At 38.9% G+C, this 22,996-nt stretch carries 20 protein-coding genes; 6 read left to right on the top strand and 14 right to left on the bottom strand.

Annotated features, from left to right (window positions below; translation table 11 throughout):
- Positions 1–6: 6 nt before the first annotated feature.
- A complete protein-coding gene (locus PSE83_RS04685) occupies positions 7–1,308 on the bottom strand; it encodes a D-amino acid dehydrogenase (protein ID WP_004254035.1) in 1,302 nt (433 codons plus the stop codon).
- A 462-nt stretch (positions 1,309–1,770) separates the two neighbouring features.
- Positions 1,771–2,487 carry a fatty acid metabolism transcriptional regulator FadR gene (gene fadR / locus PSE83_RS04680; RefSeq protein WP_094960513.1) on the bottom strand — a complete coding sequence of 239 codons (717 nt, stop codon included), beginning with the start codon at positions 2,485–2,487 and terminating at the stop codon, positions 1,771–1,773.
- Positions 2,488–2,708: 221 nt separating this feature from the next.
- Between fadR and nhaB the strand changes: the two genes are divergently transcribed.
- Together nhaB and dsbB are read left to right on the top strand one after the other, a co-directional pair.
- The gene (nhaB, locus tag PSE83_RS04675) at positions 2,709–4,259 is read left to right on the top strand and encodes a sodium/proton antiporter NhaB (protein WP_004254031.1); all 1,551 of its coding nucleotides are present in this window, start codon (positions 2,709–2,711) and stop codon (positions 4,257–4,259) included.
- Positions 4,260–4,410: 151 nt separating this feature from the next.
- Positions 4,411–4,926: a disulfide bond formation protein DsbB gene (dsbB, locus tag PSE83_RS04670; protein WP_004254030.1), complete on the top strand. Its 516-nt coding sequence runs from the start codon at positions 4,411–4,413 to the stop codon at positions 4,924–4,926.
- A gap of 58 nt (positions 4,927–4,984) precedes the next feature.
- Here the strand turns inward: dsbB and PSE83_RS04665 are convergent, their stop codons facing one another.
- The 4 genes from PSE83_RS04665 to PSE83_RS04650 all read right to left on the bottom strand — a co-directional run bounded on the left by PSE83_RS04665 (position 4,985) and on the right by PSE83_RS04650 (position 9,553).
- Positions 4,985–7,267, bottom strand: coding sequence for an FdhF/YdeP family oxidoreductase (locus PSE83_RS04665; protein ID WP_112307137.1), 2,283 nt, complete (start codon positions 7,265–7,267; stop codon positions 4,985–4,987).
- Positions 7,268–7,548: 281 nt separating this feature from the next.
- The gene (locus PSE83_RS04660; RefSeq protein ID WP_004254028.1) at positions 7,549–7,848 is read right to left on the bottom strand and encodes a DUF333 domain-containing protein; all 300 of its coding nucleotides are present in this window, start codon (positions 7,846–7,848) and stop codon (positions 7,549–7,551) included.
- Between the two features lie 46 nt (positions 7,849–7,894).
- Complete coding sequence (locus tag PSE83_RS04655; RefSeq protein ID WP_004254027.1) at positions 7,895–8,227, bottom strand: DMT family transporter; 333 nt, start codon at positions 8,225–8,227, stop codon at positions 7,895–7,897.
- Between the two features lie 126 nt (positions 8,228–8,353).
- Positions 8,354–9,553, bottom strand: coding sequence for a sugar transporter (locus PSE83_RS04650; protein WP_164565264.1), 1,200 nt, complete (start codon positions 9,551–9,553; stop codon positions 8,354–8,356).
- A 371-nt stretch (positions 9,554–9,924) separates the two neighbouring features.
- Here PSE83_RS04650 and PSE83_RS04645 point away from each other — a divergent pair, with 371 nt between their 5' ends.
- The gene (locus PSE83_RS04645) at positions 9,925–10,146 is read left to right on the top strand and encodes a DUF2594 family protein (protein WP_004253922.1); all 222 of its coding nucleotides are present in this window, start codon (positions 9,925–9,927) and stop codon (positions 10,144–10,146) included.
- A 177-nt stretch (positions 10,147–10,323) separates the two neighbouring features.
- Here the strand turns inward: PSE83_RS04645 and PSE83_RS04640 are convergent, their stop codons facing one another.
- The 7 genes from PSE83_RS04640 to PSE83_RS04610 all read right to left on the bottom strand — a co-directional run bounded on the left by PSE83_RS04640 (position 10,324) and on the right by PSE83_RS04610 (position 18,111).
- Positions 10,324–10,602, bottom strand: coding sequence for a hypothetical protein (locus tag PSE83_RS04640; RefSeq protein ID WP_004253921.1), 279 nt, complete (start codon positions 10,600–10,602; stop codon positions 10,324–10,326).
- A 200-nt stretch (positions 10,603–10,802) separates the two neighbouring features.
- Positions 10,803–12,185, bottom strand: a complete 1,383-nt coding sequence (locus PSE83_RS04635) for an alanine/glycine:cation symporter family protein (protein WP_096863799.1) — start codon at positions 12,183–12,185, stop codon at positions 10,803–10,805.
- A 345-nt stretch (positions 12,186–12,530) separates the two neighbouring features.
- A complete protein-coding gene (gene htpX, locus PSE83_RS04630) occupies positions 12,531–13,412 on the bottom strand; it encodes a protease HtpX (protein WP_004253918.1) in 882 nt (293 codons plus the stop codon).
- Positions 13,413–13,829: 417 nt separating this feature from the next.
- The gene (locus PSE83_RS04625; protein WP_164565263.1) at positions 13,830–14,480 is read right to left on the bottom strand and encodes a cell envelope biogenesis protein TolA; all 651 of its coding nucleotides are present in this window, start codon (positions 14,478–14,480) and stop codon (positions 13,830–13,832) included.
- A gap of 286 nt (positions 14,481–14,766) precedes the next feature.
- Positions 14,767–16,809, bottom strand: coding sequence for a carboxy terminal-processing peptidase (prc, locus tag PSE83_RS04620; protein WP_004253916.1), 2,043 nt, complete (start codon positions 16,807–16,809; stop codon positions 14,767–14,769).
- Between the two features lie 19 nt (positions 16,810–16,828).
- Complete coding sequence (gene proQ / locus PSE83_RS04615; RefSeq protein ID WP_036957687.1) at positions 16,829–17,518, bottom strand: RNA chaperone ProQ; 690 nt, start codon at positions 17,516–17,518, stop codon at positions 16,829–16,831.
- Positions 17,519–17,628: 110 nt separating this feature from the next.
- Entirely contained in the window at positions 17,629–18,111 is a 483-nt protein-coding gene (locus tag PSE83_RS04610) for a GAF domain-containing protein (protein ID WP_004253911.1), read from the bottom strand.
- A gap of 132 nt (positions 18,112–18,243) precedes the next feature.
- Between PSE83_RS04610 and yebS the strand changes: the two genes are divergently transcribed.
- The 3 genes from yebS to PSE83_RS04595 all read left to right on the top strand — a co-directional run bounded on the left by yebS (position 18,244) and on the right by PSE83_RS04595 (position 22,165).
- Positions 18,244–19,470 carry a membrane integrity lipid transport subunit YebS gene (yebS, locus tag PSE83_RS04605; RefSeq protein WP_096863802.1) on the top strand — a complete coding sequence of 409 codons (1,227 nt, stop codon included), beginning with the start codon at positions 18,244–18,246 and terminating at the stop codon, positions 19,468–19,470.
- Positions 19,445–21,784, top strand: a complete 2,340-nt coding sequence (locus tag PSE83_RS04600) for a PqiB family protein (RefSeq protein WP_004253906.1) — start codon at positions 19,445–19,447, stop codon at positions 21,782–21,784. Before yebS ends, PSE83_RS04600 begins: the two co-directional genes overlap by 26 nt.
- Positions 21,785–21,931: 147 nt before the next feature.
- Complete coding sequence (locus PSE83_RS04595) at positions 21,932–22,165, top strand: DUF1480 family protein (RefSeq protein WP_004253902.1); 234 nt, start codon at positions 21,932–21,934, stop codon at positions 22,163–22,165.
- A gap of 421 nt (positions 22,166–22,586) precedes the next feature.
- Here PSE83_RS04595 and PSE83_RS04590 read toward each other — a convergent pair whose 3' ends face one another.
- Complete coding sequence (locus PSE83_RS04590; protein WP_004253900.1) at positions 22,587–22,934, bottom strand: YebY family protein; 348 nt, start codon at positions 22,932–22,934, stop codon at positions 22,587–22,589.
- Positions 22,935–22,996 lie beyond the last annotated feature (62 nt).

The following is a 22,996-nucleotide window of genomic DNA, read 5'->3' as shown; positions in this document are numbered from 1 at the left end:
AAACGCTTAACGTGCTGGAGTTAAATCACCATGAGTAACCAGTTTGGTATTAAAGCCATCAAGGTACCTAAATACCGATAAATCATCAGACGCTATCTCTGGTGTGTTCCCTGAAATTAAATCTGCTAGCAGTTTTCCTGCACCACAAGCCATTGTCCAGCCCAGCGTCCCATGCCCTGTATTTAAATATAAATTACTGTATGCAGTCGGCCCAACTATTGGGGTACCATCCGGTGTCATTGGGCGCAGCCCCGTCCAAAATTGCGCTTGTGCAATATCACCACCGCCTTGATATAAATCTTGTACCACCATTTTTAATGTTTCGCAGCGTTTTTTCAGGATATTCAAATTAAACCCAACGACTTCAGCCATTCCACCGACACGAATGCGCTTGTCAAACCGCGTTACTGCAATTTTGTATGTTTCATCCAAGATAGTAGACATTGGGGCACGCTGTTCATCTATAATTGGCATTGTCAATGAATAGCCTTTGAGTGGATAAACCGGAATTTGAACCAGACGTTGTAGCATTGAGGTGGAATAAGAGCCCATCGCTACTACATATCGGTCCGCTTGCAAAATTTCACCATCAATTTTAACGCCGCTAACCTTGTTACCTTCGGTTAAAATCTGTTCAATCCGGCTACCAAATTTGAATTGGACTCCTGCATTTTTCGCCATTTTAGCCAGTTTTTTGGTGAATTGCTGGCAATCCCCTGTTTCATCATTGGGTAATCGCAACCCCCCAGTAAGCTTGTGCTTGACAAACTCTAACGCAGGTTCCGCTTTAACTAATTCATTAGACGTCAATAATTCGTATGGAACACCTTCTTGCTGTAAGACCGCAATATCATTCGCTGCATTATCAAACTGCTCTGCCGTACGAAAAAGCTGTAAGGTGCCACCTTGGCGAGCTTCATATTCAATGCCTGTATCCACTCTTAATTGGCGAATACAATCACGGCTATATTCTGCAATGCGCACCATACGGCTTTTATTCATCGCATAATGTTGGATATCGCAGTTTTTTAGCATCTGCCACATCCAACGCAGTTGAAATAACGTACCATCTGGACGTATTGCCAAGGGCGCATGTTTTTCAAACATCCATTTCACGGCTTTAAGGGGGATACCAGGAGCCCCCCATGGGGTTGCATAGCCAGGGGATACTTGCCCTGCATTTGCTGCGCTTGTTTCCTCTGCTACATCATGTTGTCTATCCACCACCAGCACTTCGTGCCCTTCTTGTGCTAAATACCATGCTGTTGTTACACCGATCACTCCCGCACCTAACACTAGAATTTTCATAGCTTCCCCGCAAAATAAAAATATGCATCATTTATTTTAGGATAATATTCTAGAAATTATTTGCCAATGTGGTGGATTAACACTTTTAACAATAAAGTTAAAAAATTTAAATTTCATCACATTTGTTTTACATGTCGATATTAAATACTAGACTAAAATTTCAGCATGAATTTAAATTCTTATAATTCAATTGGATAAAATAATGGCAATTTATCTATTTTGTTAATTCAGAGTTTTCTATCGATTCAAGTGATGCGCCCAATAAAATATGTTTATTTTATTAAACCAATTCGAGGGGTTTTGTCAGTATTAAATTTCAAAAAACCAATAAAAATTGGTTTTTCCGCTTCATTTTCGTATTCGGTGGCTATGTGACTAAAAACTGTCAATCATTAACGATAAAAAAACCAGCATGCAGATTCAATGCAACATGCTGGCCTTAAGTGTTTAACTACTAATTAATTAGCGACTTTGAGCTAAATCTGAAGGCATATTGCTTTGCATACTATGCCAAATTATTCCACTTTCTTTCCCATAATTACGCACACAATCCATAATACGGTCATAGGCTTGTTCACGGCAAAGATGGCTTAATTGTTGATAGAAATTTAACGCTAAACGCCTAGCTTCTGGGTTCGAAAAATAATAGCGACCAACACGGGTATAAAGCCCTTTTAAGCCGTTAATAATCAAGCCATAGATCGGGTTACCGGATGCAAATGCAAGACCACGGAAAATGTTATAATCCAAATCACTAAATGCATCTGAATTATCTTCAACCTTTTCCCGCTCAGCTAATACTTCTATTGATTTCTCGGGGTTATTTCGAAAGGCTGTACGGATAAAAATAGCAGCGATATTGGTACGTACTGCCAATAAATTATCGATTAGCTGGGGCACCCTATCGTGATCTAGCCTAGCCAATGTCTCCAAAATATTTAGACCAGACGTTTCCCAATAGTTATTCACTTTAGTTGGTTTACCATGCTGAATGGTTAGCCAACCGTCCCGAGCCAAGCGCTGTAACACTTCACGTAAGGTTGTTCGTGTCACACCAATTAATTCCGAAAGCTCACGCTCTGCGGGTAAAATTGAACCTGGTGGAAAGCGGTTGTTCCATATGCTCTCAATAATATACTCTTCCGCGAAACCAGCCGGACTTTGAGCTTTAATAACCATATTTTTATTATTCCAAACATTTAGACGGATATTGGGCAAATCATACCAGATTGTCATCGTCTGATATAGTTAGACTAAAAATAAAGAGTGAGGCAAATCATAGAATTTCCATATAATTCATAAGCTCTCAATTAGCAAATAAGCTTAAAATCCGCAAAAGATAAGAGTAGTATGTATAGCACAATACACGACATCCGCATAAAAGAGGATAACGAATCATAATGGATTTTAGTTTAAAAACTGCTTTTTTGAAAAATTTCCTGGGAAATTCGCCTGATTGGTACAAATTAGCAATTATTGTATTTTTAATAATTAACCCTATTATCTTTTACTTCATCAGCCCCTTCGTCGCAGGCTGGCTATTAGTTGTTGAATTCATATTCACATTAGCAATGGCTCTTAAATGTTACCCATTGCAGCCAGGTGGTCTTTTAGCCATAGAAGCCGTTATTATTGGTATGACCACCCCTGCCCAAATTTCACATGAAATTAGCAATAACCTTGAAGTCATCCTGTTACTGATTTTTATGGTAGCTGGTATCTACTTCATGAAGCAATTACTGTTATTTGTTTTCACCAAACTGTTGATAAACGTGCGCTCTAAACGCATTCTTTCCCTTGCTTTTTGTATGGCAAGTGCATTTTTATCCGCATTTTTAGACGCATTAACCGTTATTGCCGTCGTCATTAGCGTCTCAATTGGCTTTTATTCTATCTATCACCAATATGCCTCTAACCAGCCCAGCAACACTGACCTACAAAATGATGGTTTCATTAATAGTGCGGAGCAAAAGCAAACCCTTGAGCAATTTAGGGCATTTTTACGTAGCTTAATGATGCATGCCGGTATTGGTACCGCGCTTGGTGGTGTCATGACCATGGTTGGTGAACCACAAAACCTTATCATTGCAAAGCATGTTAATTGGGACTTCATTACTTTTTATATTCGTATGGCTCCTGTGACCATACCTGTTTTTATTTGTGGCTTGGTTGTCTGTTTTGTTGTTGAAAAGTTCAAGCTATTTGGTTACGGTGCTGAGCTTCCTGACTCTGTACGTCAAATTTTGACTGAGCACGATAAAAAACTGACGGCTAAACGTACCAAAAGAGATCTTGCACAGTTAGTCGTTCAGGGCTTAATTGGCGTGTGGTTAATCGTTGCTCTTGCTTTCCATTTAGCGGAAGTTGGCCTTATTGGTCTTTCTGTTATCGTGCTAACGACCGCATTTTGTGGTATCACAGAAGAACATGCGTTGGGGAAAGCCTTCGAGGAAGCGTTACCCTTTACCGCATTATTAACTGTCTTCTTTAGTATTGTAGCCGTAATCATTGACCAACAACTATTCACCCCATTTATTCAGTTTGTGCTGCAATCCTCTGAGTCGTCACAATTATCATTATTCTATCTATTTAATGGCCTACTCTCTGCCGTATCAGATAACGTATTCGTAGGGACTGTTTACATTACTGAAGCCTTAAAAGCAGCGAATGAAGGTTTGGTATCAATGGAACAATACCAATTCTTAGCCGTAGCAATTAATACAGGTACTAACCTGCCTTCTGTTGCAACACCTAATGGGCAAGCTGCTTTCTTATTCTTATTAACCTCAGCGTTATCTCCACTAATCCGTTTATCCTACGGTCGTATGGTTTGGATGGCTCTTCCATATACCATCGTAATGACTATTGTCGGGTTATTAGGGGTAGAGCTCTGGCTAGTACCAATCACTCATTGGATGGAAAGTATCGGTTTGATTACATTCGCCCAGTAACTATACTTTAAAACAATTAGCCATATACCAATATGGCTAATTGTAATGTTAGGTAAAGCCTTATCTGAAATTGCATTATTTCACTTTAATTGCTTTTTTTATCGAGCTGATAGAGGCAAAATGTGCGCATTACTCAATTAGGATACTAAGTATGTTCAGATTTTTTAACTACTGCTCGCAAGGGAGAGGCGCCTGGCTACTCATGGCCTTTATTGCCTTTATGCTCGAGTGTGCGGCCTTATATTTTCAACATGTGATGAAGCTACAACCCTGTGTTATGTGTGTCTATGAACGTGTTGCATTACTTGGCATTATGGTTGCTGGCTTAATTGGGGCAATAGCACCACGGAATATGGTAATACGCTGGGTAGCAATTCTTATTTGGGTTTACTCTGCTTGGCGTGGCTTAGACCTTGCATGGGAACATACCATGCTACAACTTTATCCTTCTCCATTTGCTTCTTGCGATTTTTTCGTTAATTTCCCTGATTGGTTACCATTACAAGAGTGGGTCCCTGCAGTGTTTGAAGCAACAGGTGACTGTGCCGTTAGGCAATGGGCATTCTTAGGGCTTGATATGCCACAATGGTTAATTGGTATCTTCGCGGCTTATCTCTTAGTTGCAATCATTGTTATCATCAGCCAATTCTTCCCAGCCAAAAAATAATCTTTAAAACCCCAAATGTTAAATTCAACATTTGGGGTTCCTAAACAATAACATCTATCTATTGAATGACTCTCTCTAATTTCACAGGGATATTTTTATATGCAGGAATACCACATTGCGGGTCGAAATTATCTAATGAAATTAAATTATTGGCTTCAGGGAAATAAGTGGCAACACTTCGGTCTGCCATATCATAGATCACCACAGTGAGGTTATCTAAACGGCGTTTTGTCGGTTTTTGTTCACGGTCTAATGCGATGAGATTCACTTTATCTCCCGCCTGTAACTTCTGTTTTTGGGCTTCTGCACCACTGATGAAAACAACATCTCGTTGCCCAAATACACCACGGTATCGGTCATTTAGCCCATAAATTGTAGTATTATACTGGTCATGGCTGCGTAATGTTGCCAAAATCAATTCACTGTTTACTGCTGAATTCGGGTCTTCAATAACGCCTTCTGTCGGTACAAAATTAGCTTTACCTGATTGAGTTAACCAACGACGCTCAGAAGCAGCGTTTGTCAGGTGAAATCCTCCCGGTATTTTAATACGTGCATTGTAATCATCAAAGCCAGGTAATACCGCCTCCATTGCGTCACGGATCAAGTCATAGTTACCGATAAAATCATCCCATTCGACTTTACTCTGAGGTATTGCCGCTTTAGCTATTCCTGCGATTATCGCACACTCAGATTTAAGGTAAGGGCTACATGGTTTAAGTAAACCTTTTGATGCGTGAACCATCGACATTGAGTCTTCTACAGTAACACATTGCACACCACTGCTTTGTCTGTCTATTTCACTGCGACCCAATACGGGTAATAAGAATGTTTGCTTAGCTGTTAATAAATGGGAGCGATTTAGTTTAGTTGCAGTATGAACCGCTAAATCAAGCTTTTTCATACCAGCAAAACAAGCGTCTTTATCAGGCATTGCAACCGCTAAATTTCCTCCCATGCAAATTAAAGCATTCGCTTTTCCTTCAGAAATGGCTTGCATGCTCGCGACTGCAGCATGACCGAATTCGCTTGGTGGCTTAAAACCAAATCGTTGTTCAATTTTGTCTAAAAAGCTTTTTGACGGTTTTTCTGTAATGCCAACGGTTCTATCACCTTGCACATTCGAGTGGCCACGCAATGGGCAGATACCCGCACCTTCCCGACCAATATTGCCCTTAAGTAGCAGCAAATTGACTAATTGCTGAACATTCTGCGTACCATGTTCGTGCTGAGTGATCCCCATGCCATAACAAATAATGGTGCTTTTTGCTTCAATATAAAGGTCTGCAATCTCTTCGATAGACTCGCGTGGCAAGCCAGAAACCCTTAAAATATCCTTCCAGCTTGTTGTCAGTAAGTCATTTTTTAAAGCTTCATAACCCTGTGTATGAGTTGATATAAAATCAGTATCGAGAATAGGCTCTTTTCCTGCATCTACTGCGGCTTGGTGCTTTTCAATCAATAACTTCATAACCCCTTTAAGTAACGCAGTGTCTCCACCAACACGAACTTTATAATAGTGCCCCGCTAAAGGTGTAGATTCTAGCGTCAGCATTTCTAACACGTCTTGTGGATAGGTAAAACGCTCAAGACCACGCTCTCTTAAAGGGTTTATTGCAATGATCTTTGCGCCGCGTTTAGAAACTTCACGCAATGAGCTCAACATCCTCGGGTGGTTAGTCCCCGGGTTATGACCTATACAAATAACTAAATCCGCTTTATCAAAGTCGTCTAATAATACCGTCGCCTTACCGACACCAATAGAGTTAGCAAGACCAACACTCGTTGGCTCATGGCACATATTTGAACAATCTGGAAAATTATTTGTTCCATATTCACGAGCCAGTAATTGATATAAGAATGCGGCTTCATTTGAAGTACGACCGGAGGTATAAAATTCAACGGTATTTGGGTCTGAATAACTTTGTAAACGCGTACCTATTTGCTGAAAGGCCTCTTCCCATTCGATAGGTTCATATTTGTCTGTTTGTGAATTATATTTCATGGGGTGAGTTAAACGCCCTTCATCTTCTAAATGAAAGTCATCCCATTCGAGTAATTCTGTTACAGTATATTTAGAAAAAAATTCTGGGGTTGTTTTTTTAGATGTTGCTTCCCAAGCAATTGCTTTTGCACCATTTTCACAAATATCAAATGATGCTGTATGTACAGGGTCAGGCCACGCACAGCCAGGGCAATCAAAGCCATCCACCTTATTCATTTCAAACATTGCAATGATATCGTGCCCTACTTTCATTTGGCCGCGTAAAGCTTCTGCAACTGCTTTTACAGCCCCCCAACCCGCAGCGGGGCCATCATACTCTTCAATTTTCTTTTTCATTAGGCATTACTCTTTAATAAATGGAAATATCTTTATATATGCTTTTATAATTATTTAAATTTTTCTTTATTATTTAATATTAGTAACTTCGCCGTTAAATATCAATAATTAAAATAAACACTTAAATAGATGTTCATAATTAGATGATTTATAAATGAGTAATTAGAATATAATTAAAAAAAGAAATGATGAATATTAATTTAACATTCAGTTATAATAAATGCATGAAGTTAATTAACTTTCCATTAAAAGAAAATTAATTAACTTCATAAAAAGAAGAGTTATATACAAGAGCCAGATTGTATAATGTCAACAGCACAACGTTTACCATTCGCAAATTGGCATACTGCAGTTTGTGACCCATTTAATTCTAATGTGAGTGCGGGCAACCCACCCGCTGACATACAAGCTTCTTGTGCACCGGGGCCTAAATTGACCACTTGTTGAGCATACTGACTCGCAGAATGTTCCACCGATTTATCCACATTTGAACTACCACACGCAGATAACATGACAGATATAACGCCAATAAGTGACATTGCTATTATTGGCTGAAAAAAATGATTAACCCTATGCCTCATTCCCTGCTTCTCCTATCATGCTACCTGAACATTTTGCACCAACTGTTTAGTGCCCGCCGCTTTTTGAAAATAAATTGATGACTAAAACACCAATAATAATTAATAGCATACCAATAATTGCAGGTAAATCGAGTTTTTGGTTGTAAATATAAATTGCAGCGACGGAAACCAACACGATCCCTAAACCTGACCAAATTGCATAAGCAATACCCAATGGCATTGTTTTTACTACCTGCGAAAGCCCCCAAAAAGAAACAGCATAGCCAACAATAACAATCAAAGACGGCCAAAAACGACTAAAACCATCAGATGCTTTCAATGTTGTCGTCGCAATGACTTCTGCAATAATAGACATCAACAAAAAACCCAAACCCTTCATCGCCTTTCCTTATTATTAGAATTAGTAATAATGAAACTTATTATTTTCCTATATACAACAAAAAAGCTCTGTCTATCCTGAAAATAACCCAGAGCTTTTATATCTTCTTCATGGTGCTAAGACGAGTTAATGATTTGAAGCTACGTCTATTCTATCAGTAAGAGATTCACTATAGCGCTTGAATAGATAAACACATAAAGCAAAGGCTATCAGACCGATCGCACCACCAATATAACCAATTTGAGTCATCCCCAAATGAACAATAACTTGGTTACCTAACAGCGCACCAGCGCCAATACCAATATTAAAAATTCCAGAGAAAATTGACATTGCCAAGTCAGTAGCATCTGGAGATAAATCAATCACCTTAACTTGCATCCCTAAGCCAATGCACATCATCGCCATTCCCCAGAACACTGATAACATAACCAAAGACCAAACATCTCTACCTAATGGCATCAGCAATAATAAACAAATCGTCATAAATGCGATTGCTGCAGGTAAAAATGATAATGAAAACTTGCTGCTGTAACGACTAAATATTACGCTTCCGAAAATACCGGCACCACCAAAAATCAGTAGTAGTAAAGTAGCAAAATTTTGGCTTTGCAATGCAACCTCTCGAACAAAAGGTTCAATATAGCTGTAAGCTGTAAAATGTGCGGTAACAGCTAAAACAGTTAATGCGAACATTCCTACGAGTGCAGGCCGTTGGAATAGCATAGGAACACTTTTTAACGAACCAGAATGTTCACTTGGTAAACGAGGTAAAAAACGGATCAACACAACCATAGTAAACAATGCAATGATACCAATACCTAAAAACGTCGCCCGCCAGCCTAAAAACTGCCCAACCACTCGACCAAGGGGAAGCCCTAATACTGTCGCTAAAGCGGTCCCCGTTGCTAATAACCCAAGAGCTTGGGCTTTTTTACCTGCAGGAGCAACCCGAATAGCTAAAGATGCAGTAATTGACCAAAATACCGCATGGGATAATGCAACGCCAATACGCCCTGCTATTAGAATATCAAAACTCCACGCAAACCCTGAAATAATGTGGCTAATAACAAAAATAACGAATAAAAAAGCTAATAATTTGCGACGCTCTATTTTACTGGTTAATAGCATTAAAGGTAACGACATCAAAGCCACAACCCACGCGTAGATTGTTATCATCAATCCAGTATGTGCGACCGTCATATCAAAGCTTTTTGCAATATCACTGAGTAATGCTACAGGCACAAACTCTGTTGTGTTAAAAACAAATGCAGCGACCGCTAATGCTATTACACGGATCCAAGCTGTTTTTCTAGAAACTTGCGTCATATTTCTCTTAGCCTTTACTTTCCCACAAATAACATACACAACGGTTTAATTGTGCGTAAAAATTGCTGCGAAAGGATATTGGTATTTCATACAGGATTGAGTTGTCACTAAGCAAGCTAGGTTGCTAATAACTCTTTTTATGTGAATTGTATCACATTTTTTCATTACTCATAAAGGCTCCTCTTTGCCTAATTGGCAAGAACAATATCATGTCTGCTTATTTTTATTCTCTCGACTATTCTGTTTCATTATTCGTTCAAATTTAAGTCATTTATCTGAATATTTATTACATTCAGTTATCTGAAAATACATCGCATTACTTTCTATGCTACAATCTCACTATTATTTTTTATGCTTAAAGGACCGCTTTAATGAAAAACCATTTTCCTACTGAACCTAACGTTAATACCTTAGCAGATGAAGTTACTTGCCTAAAAAACTTATTAACGCATATGCTAAAAGCTATCGGCCAAGCTGATGCAGGTAAGATTTTGGTCAAGATGCAACGTGAAGTTGCACAAATGGAAGACGAAAAACAGGCAGAAACCTATAAAAATACGTTAGAACAGATAAAAACAGCGTATCGCCAATAGATTATTTAGCGATAAATGCTATTTTAAGGATATACATGCTATAAAGTGGTTTAAACTGCACAAATAACTAAGTTTTAATCATGAAAATCATCTATCTTTGTTCATGAATTAAACCATTCTTTATTCATTTAGCTCCCCCTTCAGAACCCTATGAAGGGGGCTTTTTTTTTCTACAACTTATGTATTATTCCGTTTATAAATATCTTGGCAATGCTGAATATATTCATCAACTGTTGTATCGTCAGTTTGCTTATCCCAACTTTTCTGTTCTTCAAAAGCCCACACTTCAAACGTTTGCCCAAAGTTAGCGCCAGACATACCAACTTGCTTATAAATCCGATGGTAAAAACCTTGCTCAGAACGGTAGATCTCAAATTTAAACGGAACTAACCTAGCGGGATTTGTCGTTGTCAAAAAATCATTACCAAACAATAACGTTTTCTCCAGAATATCCATTCTATCCCCTTGTTTAATTTATAAAATACGCATGGTATACAACTTCTCTTCTAAGCATAGCGCATTTAACGCCATACCGTAATTTTACCTATAAAAATAGATGATTTATATATTGCCCATCGATAGGCCTGATGAATGAGAGGAGAGATATTGATGAAATAATAAGCTTCACTATTAAAATGAAGCTTATTATCAATAGATTATGATTTATTGTCGTACAACTGTTTTGCCATATCAATGCTGTCTGCGTTCACATCTTTTATATGGTCACGTGTTAACCGATAAACAACAGGGCTTAAAAGTAACAAGGCAATCAAATTAGGGATCGCCATCATGGCATTTAGTGTATCCGCCAACAACCAAACAAAATCAAGTGATTGTGTTGCGCCGATAGGTAAAGCAATCAGCCATAAAACTCTGTACAGCTTTATTGCTCGCAACCCAAATAAATATTGCACACATTTTTCGCCATAAAAGCTCCAACCCAGAATAGTGGTAAATGCAAACACGGCTAATGCGATAGCAACAATATAATTTCCACCGGGAATTGCCGTTTGGAATGATGATGCGGTTAATGTCGCGCCTGTTTCACTGGTCAGCCAACCACCAGTAATAATGATAGTTAACCCTGTGACAGAGCACACAATGATAGTGTCAATAAATGTCCCTAACATCGCAATGAGTCCTTGGCGAATAGGGTTTTGTGTTTTTGCAGCGGCATGAGCGATAGGTGCACTCCCCAAACCTGCTTCATTGGAAAATACGCCTCGTGCAACCCCAAAGCGTATTGCAGCCCATACAGCAGCCCCCGCAAACCCACCTTGTGCAGCAACAGGGTTAAAAGCCGAGGTAACAACCAGAGAAAGTGCCGCAGGGATCTCAGTAAAATAAATACCAAGCACAATGACCCCCGCGCCAAAATAGGCAACAGTCATAAATGGGACAAGTTTTCCTGCAACATCAGAAATACGTCGCAGCCCACCAATCAATACCGCACCAACTAATAAAACTAAAGCCCCTGCGGTCAACCATTTATGCACACCAAAGTTACTTTCTAGCACATCTGCCACTGAGTTCGCTTGTACCGTATTGCCGATACCAAAACTGGCACATGCACCGAAGAAGGCAAACAGTGTTCCCAGCCAAATCCATTTAGGGCCTAATCCATTTTTAATGTAGTACATTGGGCCACCAATATATTGGCCATATTTATCGACTTCACGAAAACGGACAGCTAACACCGCCTCAGAGTATTTTGTTGCCATTCCTACCAATGCCGTCATCCACATCCAGAATAACGCTCCCGGCCCTCCCATGACCACTGCGGTTGCAACTCCGGCAATATTCCCTGTACCAATCGTTGCCGATAACGCTGTCATTAATGCATTAAAAGGTGATATTTGTCCCTCACCGCGTGATTCATTCTTTTGAAACAATAACTTAAAACCTGTCCCAATTTTTCTTATCGGTAAAAATGCAAGCCGGATTTGCATATAAATACCAACGCCTAAGATCCCAACCAGCATTGGTACTCCCCAAACCACTCCATTTAGTTCACTTAACCACGTAGTTATCAAATCCATCCTACCCCCAATTAATTCATATTAATTAACAAAACAATCGAATTCATAACAATTCTTTATCAATCTAATAAAGATTAAAAGTAAAATAAAAGCGAACAAATTTTCAGTAATTCTTCATTTAAAATAGAAGATTGTGAGTAAGCTCACTTGTGATTTATCGATTACAGTTATTAATACAATTAATTGAGAGTCAGAATTAGAATTGAGTTTGTTAGCTATGAATGGGTATTTTGAGGGAGCATATTTACCATATTGTATAGATAAAAATGCCCAGTAATTAAATTATTACTGGGCAGATACTAAAATCGTTGTCAACTTAAAGCTAACTTTAGACTATTATTTAGGCTATTTTAAATATTCACCTGAGCGCAATGCTTCGATACGTTTGTCTAATGGTGGGTGTGATAAAAATAATTCACTGAATGCTTTACCACGACCATTGATGCAAAACGCCATCAAACGGCCTTCTTCTTGTGGCTCATAGCTCGTTTTCAACCGTTGCAATGCAGCTATCATCTTTTCACGGCCGACTAATTTTGCAGAACCCGCGTCCGCATGGAACTCACGATAACGAGAGAACCACATAGTAATGATGCTTGCCAAAATACCGAAGACGATTTCAAGTACCATAGAAACCGCAAAATAAACCATTGGGTTACCATTACTACTTTCACTTTCGTTATCACTGTTGGACATAAAGCCTGCCGCAACCTGTGCGATAATACGTGAAATAAAGATGACGAACGTGTTCACCACACCTTGTAATAAGGTCATCGTCACCATGTCACCATTCGCGATGTGGCTAATTTCATGAGCGATAACAGCTTCCGCCTCATCACGACTCATATTTTCTAATAGCCCAGTACTTACTGCAACAAGCGAAGCATCACGGCGAGCCCCTGTTGCAAACGCGTTAATATCTGGAGCATGATAAATAGCCACTTGTGGCATCTGAATTCCAACTTGTTTTGCTTGACGCTCAACAGTTGATACTAACCACTGTTCTGTTTGGTTACGTGGAGTTTCAATAACCTCACCACCCACTGATTTTAGAGCCATCCATTTGGACATCAGTAGTGATATGAAAGCACCACCAAAACCAAATAGGCCAGCCATGATCATGAGGCCTTGGACACTACTACCTCTGATCCCAGTTAAGCTTAGGATTATCCCAAACACAAACATAACCGCTAAGTTTGTGAGTAAGAATAAAGCAATTCTCATCATTTTTTATGTATTCCTTGGTAAAAACAAATATACGTAGAATTTACTTTATAAATAAGGTTTTTTCACACTTTTTCAAGTGCATTAACGCGAAAACCCTAAAAAATAACATAACTTTACATAGCTGCGTTCAAAACTCATCATTATGCTCTAAATAAATGATAACTTCTTTAATAAGAATTTAACCATTTGTTTTTAAAGGCTCATTTTGTAACCATTTAAATTCAAAGCTATTTGTAATTGAAACGATAAAGCTAGTTAGCCAATCACCAAAAACAATTTAGTGTATTTATCTATATTATCACTCACATTGTTTGCCAAATGAATGAATATTTACTTTTACTTCCACTCTATTAAAAAATAATGCCACATTAAGTGGCACTATTCTGTTCTATCGCTGTCTGTTGTTTAGTTCTCGCGCTAATTAGTTTTCTCTTTAGTCGATTTTGTTGATTTCTCTTTTGCTGTCTTAGCTGTTTCTTTATCTTTGGCTTTAGACGCTTTTTCTTTTACCGTTTTTGCTGATTCTTTATCTGCCGCTTTGCTAGCTTTCTCTTTCACTGCTTTTGCTGGCTCTTTATCTGCCGTTTTGCTAGCTTTTTCTTTCACCGCTTTTACTGATTCTTTATCTGTCGCTTTGCTAGCTTTTTCTTTCACCGCTTTTGCTGATTCTTTATCTGTCGTTTTAGCGGCTTTTTCTTTTACTGTCTTAGCTGTATCTGATGCTTTATCACTGGCTTTGCTTGCTTTATCAGAGGCTGTTTTACTGGCTTTATCACTCGTGCTCTTTATTGAGTCAGAAACCGATGGTTTACTTGATTGTTTAGCAACACCTGCACCAATGGAAGCACCAGCCGCTTTCGCTTTGCTGTTAATATCATTTTTTAATTCTATGGTACACACTTGCTCTGAGCGACTTGTTGAACCATCATTACAAATAAATTTACCATCTTCACAGCGATCTATTCCCCCTTTACTTCCAGAACATGGGTAATTTCTTGCATTCGCTGTATTTATAGATGCAATCATCATTACACTAACTGCCATTAATCCTACAAATAATTTACGCATGGTATTGTCTCGTTGTTAAGGAAAGCTATACCAAAAGTTTAGGATAAATTAAGTAAAGGTAAAGAAACCTATAATTAATCATCAATTTCAGTCAGTCATTTGGGGAAATAAAATAAATAAAGAATAAAACTTCACCAATTTAATAGTCGCTGACTAAAAACACCAAAATTAATAATAAATTAACATTTGATTTTCTATTTTCTAAGCGGATTAAGATAGCGTTAAAGAAACTCAAAAAATTAAGCCAGCTTTCGCTGGCTTAATTCTGTTAAACACTAAGAGAATATTATTTATTATTTGATAATAGCTTAGTATGTTGATTAGCTAAGTCGATCGCCATTTTCACCGTTTCATCGAGGTATGGGTCTGGCCCTTCGTAATCTTTAGGCAAATCATCAATTGATTTCAATAGTGGTTTACCTTCCCGAGTATTACGTTCATTTATACGTTTCAATTTTGTCGCTTCAAGTTCTGAATCTTCTTTTTGGCGCTCTGCATAGTTGAGCGAAATAAGATTCTTACTCTCTTTGTTTACTTTATAGCGAGCAATATCTTCATCAATATAGTTGAATTCAGGGTCTTTGCTAATACGTGCCAAATGCTGAGTTTTTATTGGTGATAAATCAGAAGACACATTACCAACAGGTGTATATTTTGCCGGTGGAATACTATCCCATGGTAATGCATTGTCCTCAAAGCTTTCTCCAGTTTCAGCTGGGTCTTGGCCTGTAGGCATTATCACATCAGGGGTTACACCTTCACGTTGTGTGCTACCACCATTAACTCGGTAAAACTTCTGAATGGTATATTGGACAGAACCTAATGAAGGCCATTCTGGTTTTAGCATTTGATCGTAAACACGGCTCAAACTACGGTGCTGCTGAACAGTTCCTTTACCAAAGGTCGGTTCCCCAACAATCATCGCTCTGCCATAATCTTGCATTGCTGCAGCAAAAATCTCAGATGCGGATGCACTAAAGCGGTCGACTAAAACAACAAGAGGCCCCTTATAATAAATAACATCGTCATCATCAATATCTTGGCGAACTTGACCGTTGTTATCACGAACTTGAACAATTGGCCCTTTCGGAATAAACAAACCTGATAAAGAAACCGCTTCGGTTAATGCTCCACCACCATTACCGCGTAAATCAATAACCAATGCGGAAACATTATCTTTAGCCAAGTTTTGCAATTGAGTTTTAACATCATTGGTTAAACCAACATAAAAACCAGGAATATCTAAAACAGCAACTTTATCTTTACCTTGCTGTTTAATCGTCAGTTTGACCGCTCGGTCTTCCAGTCGGATCTGCTCCCGAACTATGGTGACAATATGAGGTTTCGCCCCTTTAGTATCAGAAACGACTTCTAACCGAACTTTACTTCCTTTCGGGCCTTTAATTAAAGCAACCACATCATCAAGGCGCCAGCCAACCACATCAACAATAGGTTTACCCGTTTGGCCAACACCGATAATTTTATCGCCGACTTTTAGCTCTTTACTTTTAGCAGCTGGCCCCCCAGCAACTAATGAGTTAATAACCGTATTTTCGTCATCTTGCTGTAATACCGCACCAATTCCTTCTAATGATAAGCTCATTTCTGAATTAAATTGTTCAGTATTACGAGGCGACAGATAACTTGTGTGTGGATCGATTTCACGAGCGAAAGAGTTAACTATCAATTGAAAAACGTCTTCACTTTGCGCTTGCGTTAAACGCCGCAACGCAAAATTATAGCGTTTTGTCAGTTTCTCTTTGATTTCTTTATCATCTTTACCTGATAGTTTTAAATTCAACCAATCATAACGCACTTTTTGGTCCCATAGACGATCAAGCTCTTGCTTATCTTTAGGCCATGGTGATTTTGAACGGTCAACTTCAATAGAATCAGTCGCATTTAAATCGATGGGTTGCTCTAAACGAGCCAATGCATATTTAAAGCGCTCGAAACGTCTTTCCTGAGACAGGTTATACAGGTCATAGAACGTATCTAATTTGCCATCCTCAAGCCACTGACCCACTTTGCCTTTATCTTTGGCGTATTGGTCAATATCGGATTGAAGTAAAACATTATGACCGAAATCTAACATATTGAGATAACGATCAAATATCTTCCCAGAAAACGCATTGTCTAAATCGAATTGGCGATAATGTGAGCGAGTAAACCGAGAGGTGACCCTTTCACTCACAGTACCGTGCTGTGCACTCTGTTTTAAGACAGGTAACTGAGCCGCAGTGACCGGAGCCACTGCTTGAGTATTAGCTATTGCACTGCCAAAAGTCGCTAGACTTACCACCAATGCAATTTTAAGAAGTTTGTTCATGACCTGATTGACCTCCGTATCAGAACTTTAAATGTTCCGCGCGTACAATCATTGCCAGCCCTGTTGGCAATTGAACCCTAACACCATCTTTCGCAATTTCCAGCACAGAGGCGTCCATCACACTGGTACCGACTTTCACTTTCAAAGTTTGACCAATTTGAAGGGTATTGATATCAGTGACTGATTTCAGATTTTGCTCTGGCGCAGGTGTATTACGACGAGGGGCTTTAGCAGATGTATTTTGCGAGCGTTCTTTATTATCTGACGGACGGCGACGAGGCGTTTTTTCTTTAGCTGCATCTTGATTACGAGGGGTTTTCTCACTCGCTTTTTTCGCTGCTGGACGTTTTTGTGCTTTTTGTTCAGCACGTTGTGCTTGAACGCGAGCTTTAGCCTCGGCTAATTGTTGGCGCGCATGAGCAATATGTTCTGCATCTAATTCACCACAATCTTCACCATTTAAGTCAACGCGTTTAGCGCCCTCTTTAACACCGTAGAGATAACGCCAGCTAGAAGTATACATGCGTAACGCAGAACGCAATTGCGTTTTGCTAATACCATCTTCTTCTTTTAAGCATCCTACGATATCTTGAAAAATTCCGACTTTTAACGGACGTGCTTCGCCTTCAGCGATAAAACAGCGAGGAAAACGCTCTGCTAGAAATGCGATAACTTCTTTACTACTATTCAACTTAGGTTGATTTTCCATGAAATTTCCTGATAACAACGATTTTGCCAACCTCACGGGCATGAACAAGCCGACATTATAATCGTGTTGCTGACAATTGCCACGTTACTATTAATTTAACTGACCATTATTTAGTGATATTTAGGCATAGAACACATTGCCAGATGTTGGCACAACTGGTTTACAAGGTGTTGTAGCCCTTTTTCGTCTTCTTGGTCGAATTGGCTAATATTTGGGCTATCAATATCTAAAACCCCGATAATTTGCCCACTAACTACCAAAGGGAACACAATTTCAGCGTTACTTGCTGCATCACAGGCAATATGACCTGGGAAGGCATGAACATCTTCTATACGCTGAACTTGGTTATTACTAAAAGCTGTACCACAAACGCCTTTACCAAAAGGAATTCGAACACACGCAACTTTACCTTGGAAAGGACCCAGAACTAATTCTTGCCCATTACTGAGATAAAAACCAGCCCAGTTAACCCCTTCTAAATATTCATATAATAATGCACTGGTATTTGCTAAAGTTGCAATTAAATCATACTCACCTGCAAGTAATGCAGAGAGATTGTCCGAAAGTTCAAGATAATACTTCTTTTTATCCATAATTATTTCTTGTAATAATCAAGCAATTAATCGAATGTTTGTAAGCGTAGCCCTAAGGTTACCAATTTGTCACTTTGAGGTAAATTTTTTTACACTAGATTACATCTAGGTAACCACCTAAAATGAGTCAATATGAACTACATTAACCACACTGATTTGCTTTTTCAACGTTGTAATCATTGCAATCAGAAGCTACTAACCCCACGAGCCAACGTACGACAAGTCGTTGTTTGCCCTCGCTGTTTTAGTCAACTTAATGATGGACGTTCTTGGTCACTCAACCGTTTATCAATACTGGCTATCACATTACTGATGCTTGCTCCAATTGCTTTTTGGCAACCCCTTATTTCTATTCATTTACTAGGAAGCCAAATTAATGCAAATGTCATTGAAGGTATACGCTTAATTAATCAACAAGGGGATCCATTTACTGCCAGTATAGTGGCTTTTTGTGCTATTGCAGCCCCCTTATTATTACCAATTTTAATTTTATTGTTATCTATTGGTCAGCATATCAATTTGAATCTCCGGCCTATTCTTTTAGTGTTAAGCCACATCAAAGAATGGGTTATGTTAGATGTTTACCTAATAGCATTGGGTATTGCCGCCATTAAAATGCAAGATTACGCAAGTGTATTTATTGGGCATGGCTTAGTGGCTTTTATTACTATGTCTATTCTCAGTTTATTAATTCTCATCCACATAAACCTAGATGAGTTATGGCAAAAATTTTATCCCATCAATAATAAAAAAGTACAAGATAACTCGCTAACTTGCACGGCTTGCCATTACACTGGGCCCGCAAATTGGAATGGGAAATGCAAACGATGTCATCGCCCTCTTCATTATCGGGAACCTTATAGCTTACAAAAAACTTGGGCCGCACTAATTGCTGCCATGGTGTTATTGTTTCCTGCTAATTTAATGCCAATCTCTATTTTTTATCTCAATGGACAGCGCTTAGAAGACACCATTTATTCTGGGGTTGTCTCTTTAATTGATTCAGGTAACTGGCCAATCGCAGTTATTGTATTCATCGCCAGTATACTGGTTCCATTTATTAAGATTATTATTATGATATTGCTACTGTTTTCTATCCATTTAAAAAGCAATACTGACCCTATTTTACGTATGAAATTACTTAGGTTTGTTTCGTGGATTGGTCGTTGGTCAATGCTAGATTTATTTGTCATCGCCTTGATGATGACACTCGTTAACCGTGATCAACTCATGTCTTTTACTATGGGGCCAGCCGCACTGTATTTTGGTTCAGCCGTTATTTTAACAATTTTGGCTGTTGAGTGGTTAGATAGCCGTTTAATTTGGGATTCTTATGGAAAATCAAAACCTACAAAATGAACCCTCTGAAGAAATATCAGAAGCCATATTACGCAAACGCAGGCAAATTTCGCCTTTCTGGCTATTGCCTTTAGTCGCTATTTTCATTGCAGGCTGGCTTTTGTTTCAACATTGGGCTGAACGAGGAACGGATATCACTATTGAGTTTACATCCGCACCTGGAGTCGTCGCCAATAGAACGCCTATCCGGTATCAAGGTGTTGAAGTAGGTTTAGTACAATCTGTTGCTATCAGTAAAAATATGAAAACCATCATTGTCACTGCTAGTGTGAATAAAGATATGCGGCCAGCCTTAAATTCAGGGACTAAATTTTGGTTAGTGACCCCCAAAGCATCGTTAGCGGGTGTTTCTGGTCTTGATGCTTTAGTTGGTGGAAATTACATTGGTATGTTACCAAGCACAGGAACAGAACAGTTCTCTTTTGTTGCACAAGACACACCACCGCAGCTAGACATTGATAAAGGTGAATTACTTATTCACCTGACTGCTCCAGATTTAGGCTCACTGAATGAAAACTCGCCTATTTATTACCGGAAAGTCCCTGTTGGTTATATTTCAGACTACACCATTTTGCCTGATAACCAAGGGGTTTCCATTTCTGCCGTTGTCAAAAAACCTTATGTTCACTTGGTCCGTAAAGAGAGCCAGTTTTGGAATGTGTCAGGGCTACAAGGCAGCTTTGACCTTAAATCTGGCGCTAGCGTAAAAATGGAAAGCCTTTCTGCTGTTATAAATGGCGCCATTGCTTTTGATTCACCACAAGACAGCCCACAAGCAGAAGAAGGGCAAAAATTTGTCCTACAAGACAGTAAAAAAATAGCCCAAACCGCAGAACAAGATGGTAAAGACCCCCTGTTGCTAACACTTTGGGCACATGACACTTATGGCGTCGATAAAGGTCAACCTATTGTTTATAAAGGCATTCAAATTGGCGAGGTGTTACAGCGTCACTTAGCAACTGAGAAAGTAAATTTTAATATCCTGATATATGATGAGTTCCAACATCTTGTTCGAGAAGACAGCAAGTTTGTTGCTAATAGCCGAGTGGATATCCAATTAGGTCTTAATGGATTACAATTCCAAGGAGCTACTCCCCAAGAGTGGTTAGATGGTGGTATTCATCTGATAGCAGGACAAAGCCAAGAAAAACTCCCAGAAACTTTTCCTTTATATCGTAGTGATGATAATGCAAAAGCGGGTATTTTAGGGGCTTTACCACCCACAACTATCACTCTCAATACCACAACATTACCAGACATTCAGGCAGGCTCTGTTGTTCTTTATCGCCAATTTGCAGTCGGCAAAATAATTGCCATTAAACCGACCAAGGCTGGGTTTGCGATCAATGTAAATATCTCAAATGAATATCTTCACTTACTCACTGAAAACAGTGTATTTTGGGCTGAAGGTGGTGCAAAAGTTCAACTTAATGGTAATGGTTTAACCGTTCAAGCGGCACCGCTGAGCCGAGCCATTAGCGGTGCTATTAGCTTTGATAACCTGGATGGAGGTGTTGCCAATACTGCTCGCCAACACACACTTTATCCAAATGAAACCTCCGCGAAAGCAATAGGAAGCATCATTACATTAACAACATTTGATGCATCAAAACTCTCAGAAGGCATGCCTATCCGTTATTTGGGCATCAATATTGGCCAAATTGAATCATTAAAATTGTCATCTGATAAACGTGAAGTACAAGCAAAAGCCATTCTATACCCTGAATATGTCAGTGCTTTTACCCGGTTAGGAAGCCGTTTCGCAGTTGTAACACCTGAATTATCCCCTGCGGGTTTAAATAATTTAGATAGCATATTACAACCCTATATTAGTGCTGAGCCAGGACGTAATAATAAAAGCCGTTATCAATTTGAATTACAAGCTGCAAATATTACAGACTCGCGTTATCTAGACGGTTTAACTATTTACCTTGATGCGAGTGATGTCGGCTCCGTTCAAGTTGGCACGCCTATTTTATTCAGAGGCCTAGAAGTCGGTGTTGTTACAGGTCTATATTTGGGAGAGCTTTCCGATCGCGTATATGTTGCCACACGCATTGGCAAGGAATACCAATATCTCATTCGCAATAATACAGAATTTTGGCAATCTTCCGGTTTTAATTTCTCATTTGGTTTAACTGGTGGTGTCGCCAAGAGTGGGACTTTCAAACAATTTGTACGCGGTGGCATTTCCTTCGCAACCCCGCCGTCAGTACCTTTAGCACCAAAAGCCAAGCCTGAACAGCATTTCATCCTGAAGTTGGAACCCCCTAAAGATTACATGGACTGGGGAACTTCTATTCCTAAAAAATAACCACTATTAGGGTGCATATTAACCACATATAGCACCCTAACCCTTCATACGTCATAAAAATTATTTTGGAAATTAATTCCATTTATACTATGCTTAATTTCATTGGGCTGTTTATACATAGTTAAAATCAATGAATGAGGTGCAGTTATGTGTATTGTAAAATTGAAAATATCTTCCTATGAAATTAATGATGCAGTTATGGCTTCCCATAAAAGCGACACAGTGAGTATTCCATGTGATTCTGATACCGATTTTTGCATGCAGCTTGATGGCTGGGACGAGCATACAAGTATTCCTGCAACTTTAGATGAAAAACCAGTCCTGCTCTATCGTGATCGTTATGATAAAGAAAATCACCATTGGGTGATGAAACTTGCTTAAGAATTTTGTTAGTACACTTAGGCTATTGACTAAGCATATAAGTAGGTAGGAACTGAGAAGCTGATATGAAATGAGAGCTAACAAAATAATAGGCAAAAAAGAGGCCTGGTAGATTCCGATTACCGGGCCTTGGGAAATGGCTCTGGCAGAGCCGTGCGCTAAAATTGCCATTGAGACGTAACAAAGTACACTCTAATACTAGCTTTCAATGCACGTTCTTACCATGTTTATTATCAATATTTTCACATATTATTAACACAATTTATTTCTTGATTTTATAATATTGAACTATTTGTTTAATAGGTTAAACCTATTCACCTAATCATTCAAACCTTTCAATCAATCAACTAATTGAATAACAATGATAATTTATTAATTCACCACTTCCTTTATGCTCTAATGGTTTTACTTTGCTATCAGCTTAGTTGCTAACACACAACTTTTCAGCGGCTTCTTTTATAGGTAATATTCTTTCCACAACTGTCTTGGTGCTATCGATAGGCTTAAGCAGCACATCAATAGGCTGTGCTTTAATTTCTTTTTTATTCATCAATTCAGTTGCAATATCATTTAATGGATATTGCATTAATGTCGCAGGGTTAATAACGACCAAAGCCCCATTATGACGGCACTCTAACATGACCTCCTCACGAGTAAATGGCCAATCATCTCCAAATTGTTTCTTACTCACGGATGTTAACGGTGCAGAAAAAGCAGTACTTACGGTACCAGCCAATAACAGTGTGCAAATAATGAGTTTAAATTTCATGGTAGTGCCTTATCAAACATTAAAGATATCTTCGCGTTATTATCAATTAAATATAAAAGTTT

The organism is Providencia sp. PROV150 (assembly GCF_028481025.1).
GTDB lineage: Bacteria > Pseudomonadota > Gammaproteobacteria > Enterobacterales > Enterobacteriaceae > Providencia > Providencia hangzhouensis.
Note: the sequence above shows the minus strand (reverse complement) of the source record. Positions and strands in the feature narration are given on the sequence as shown.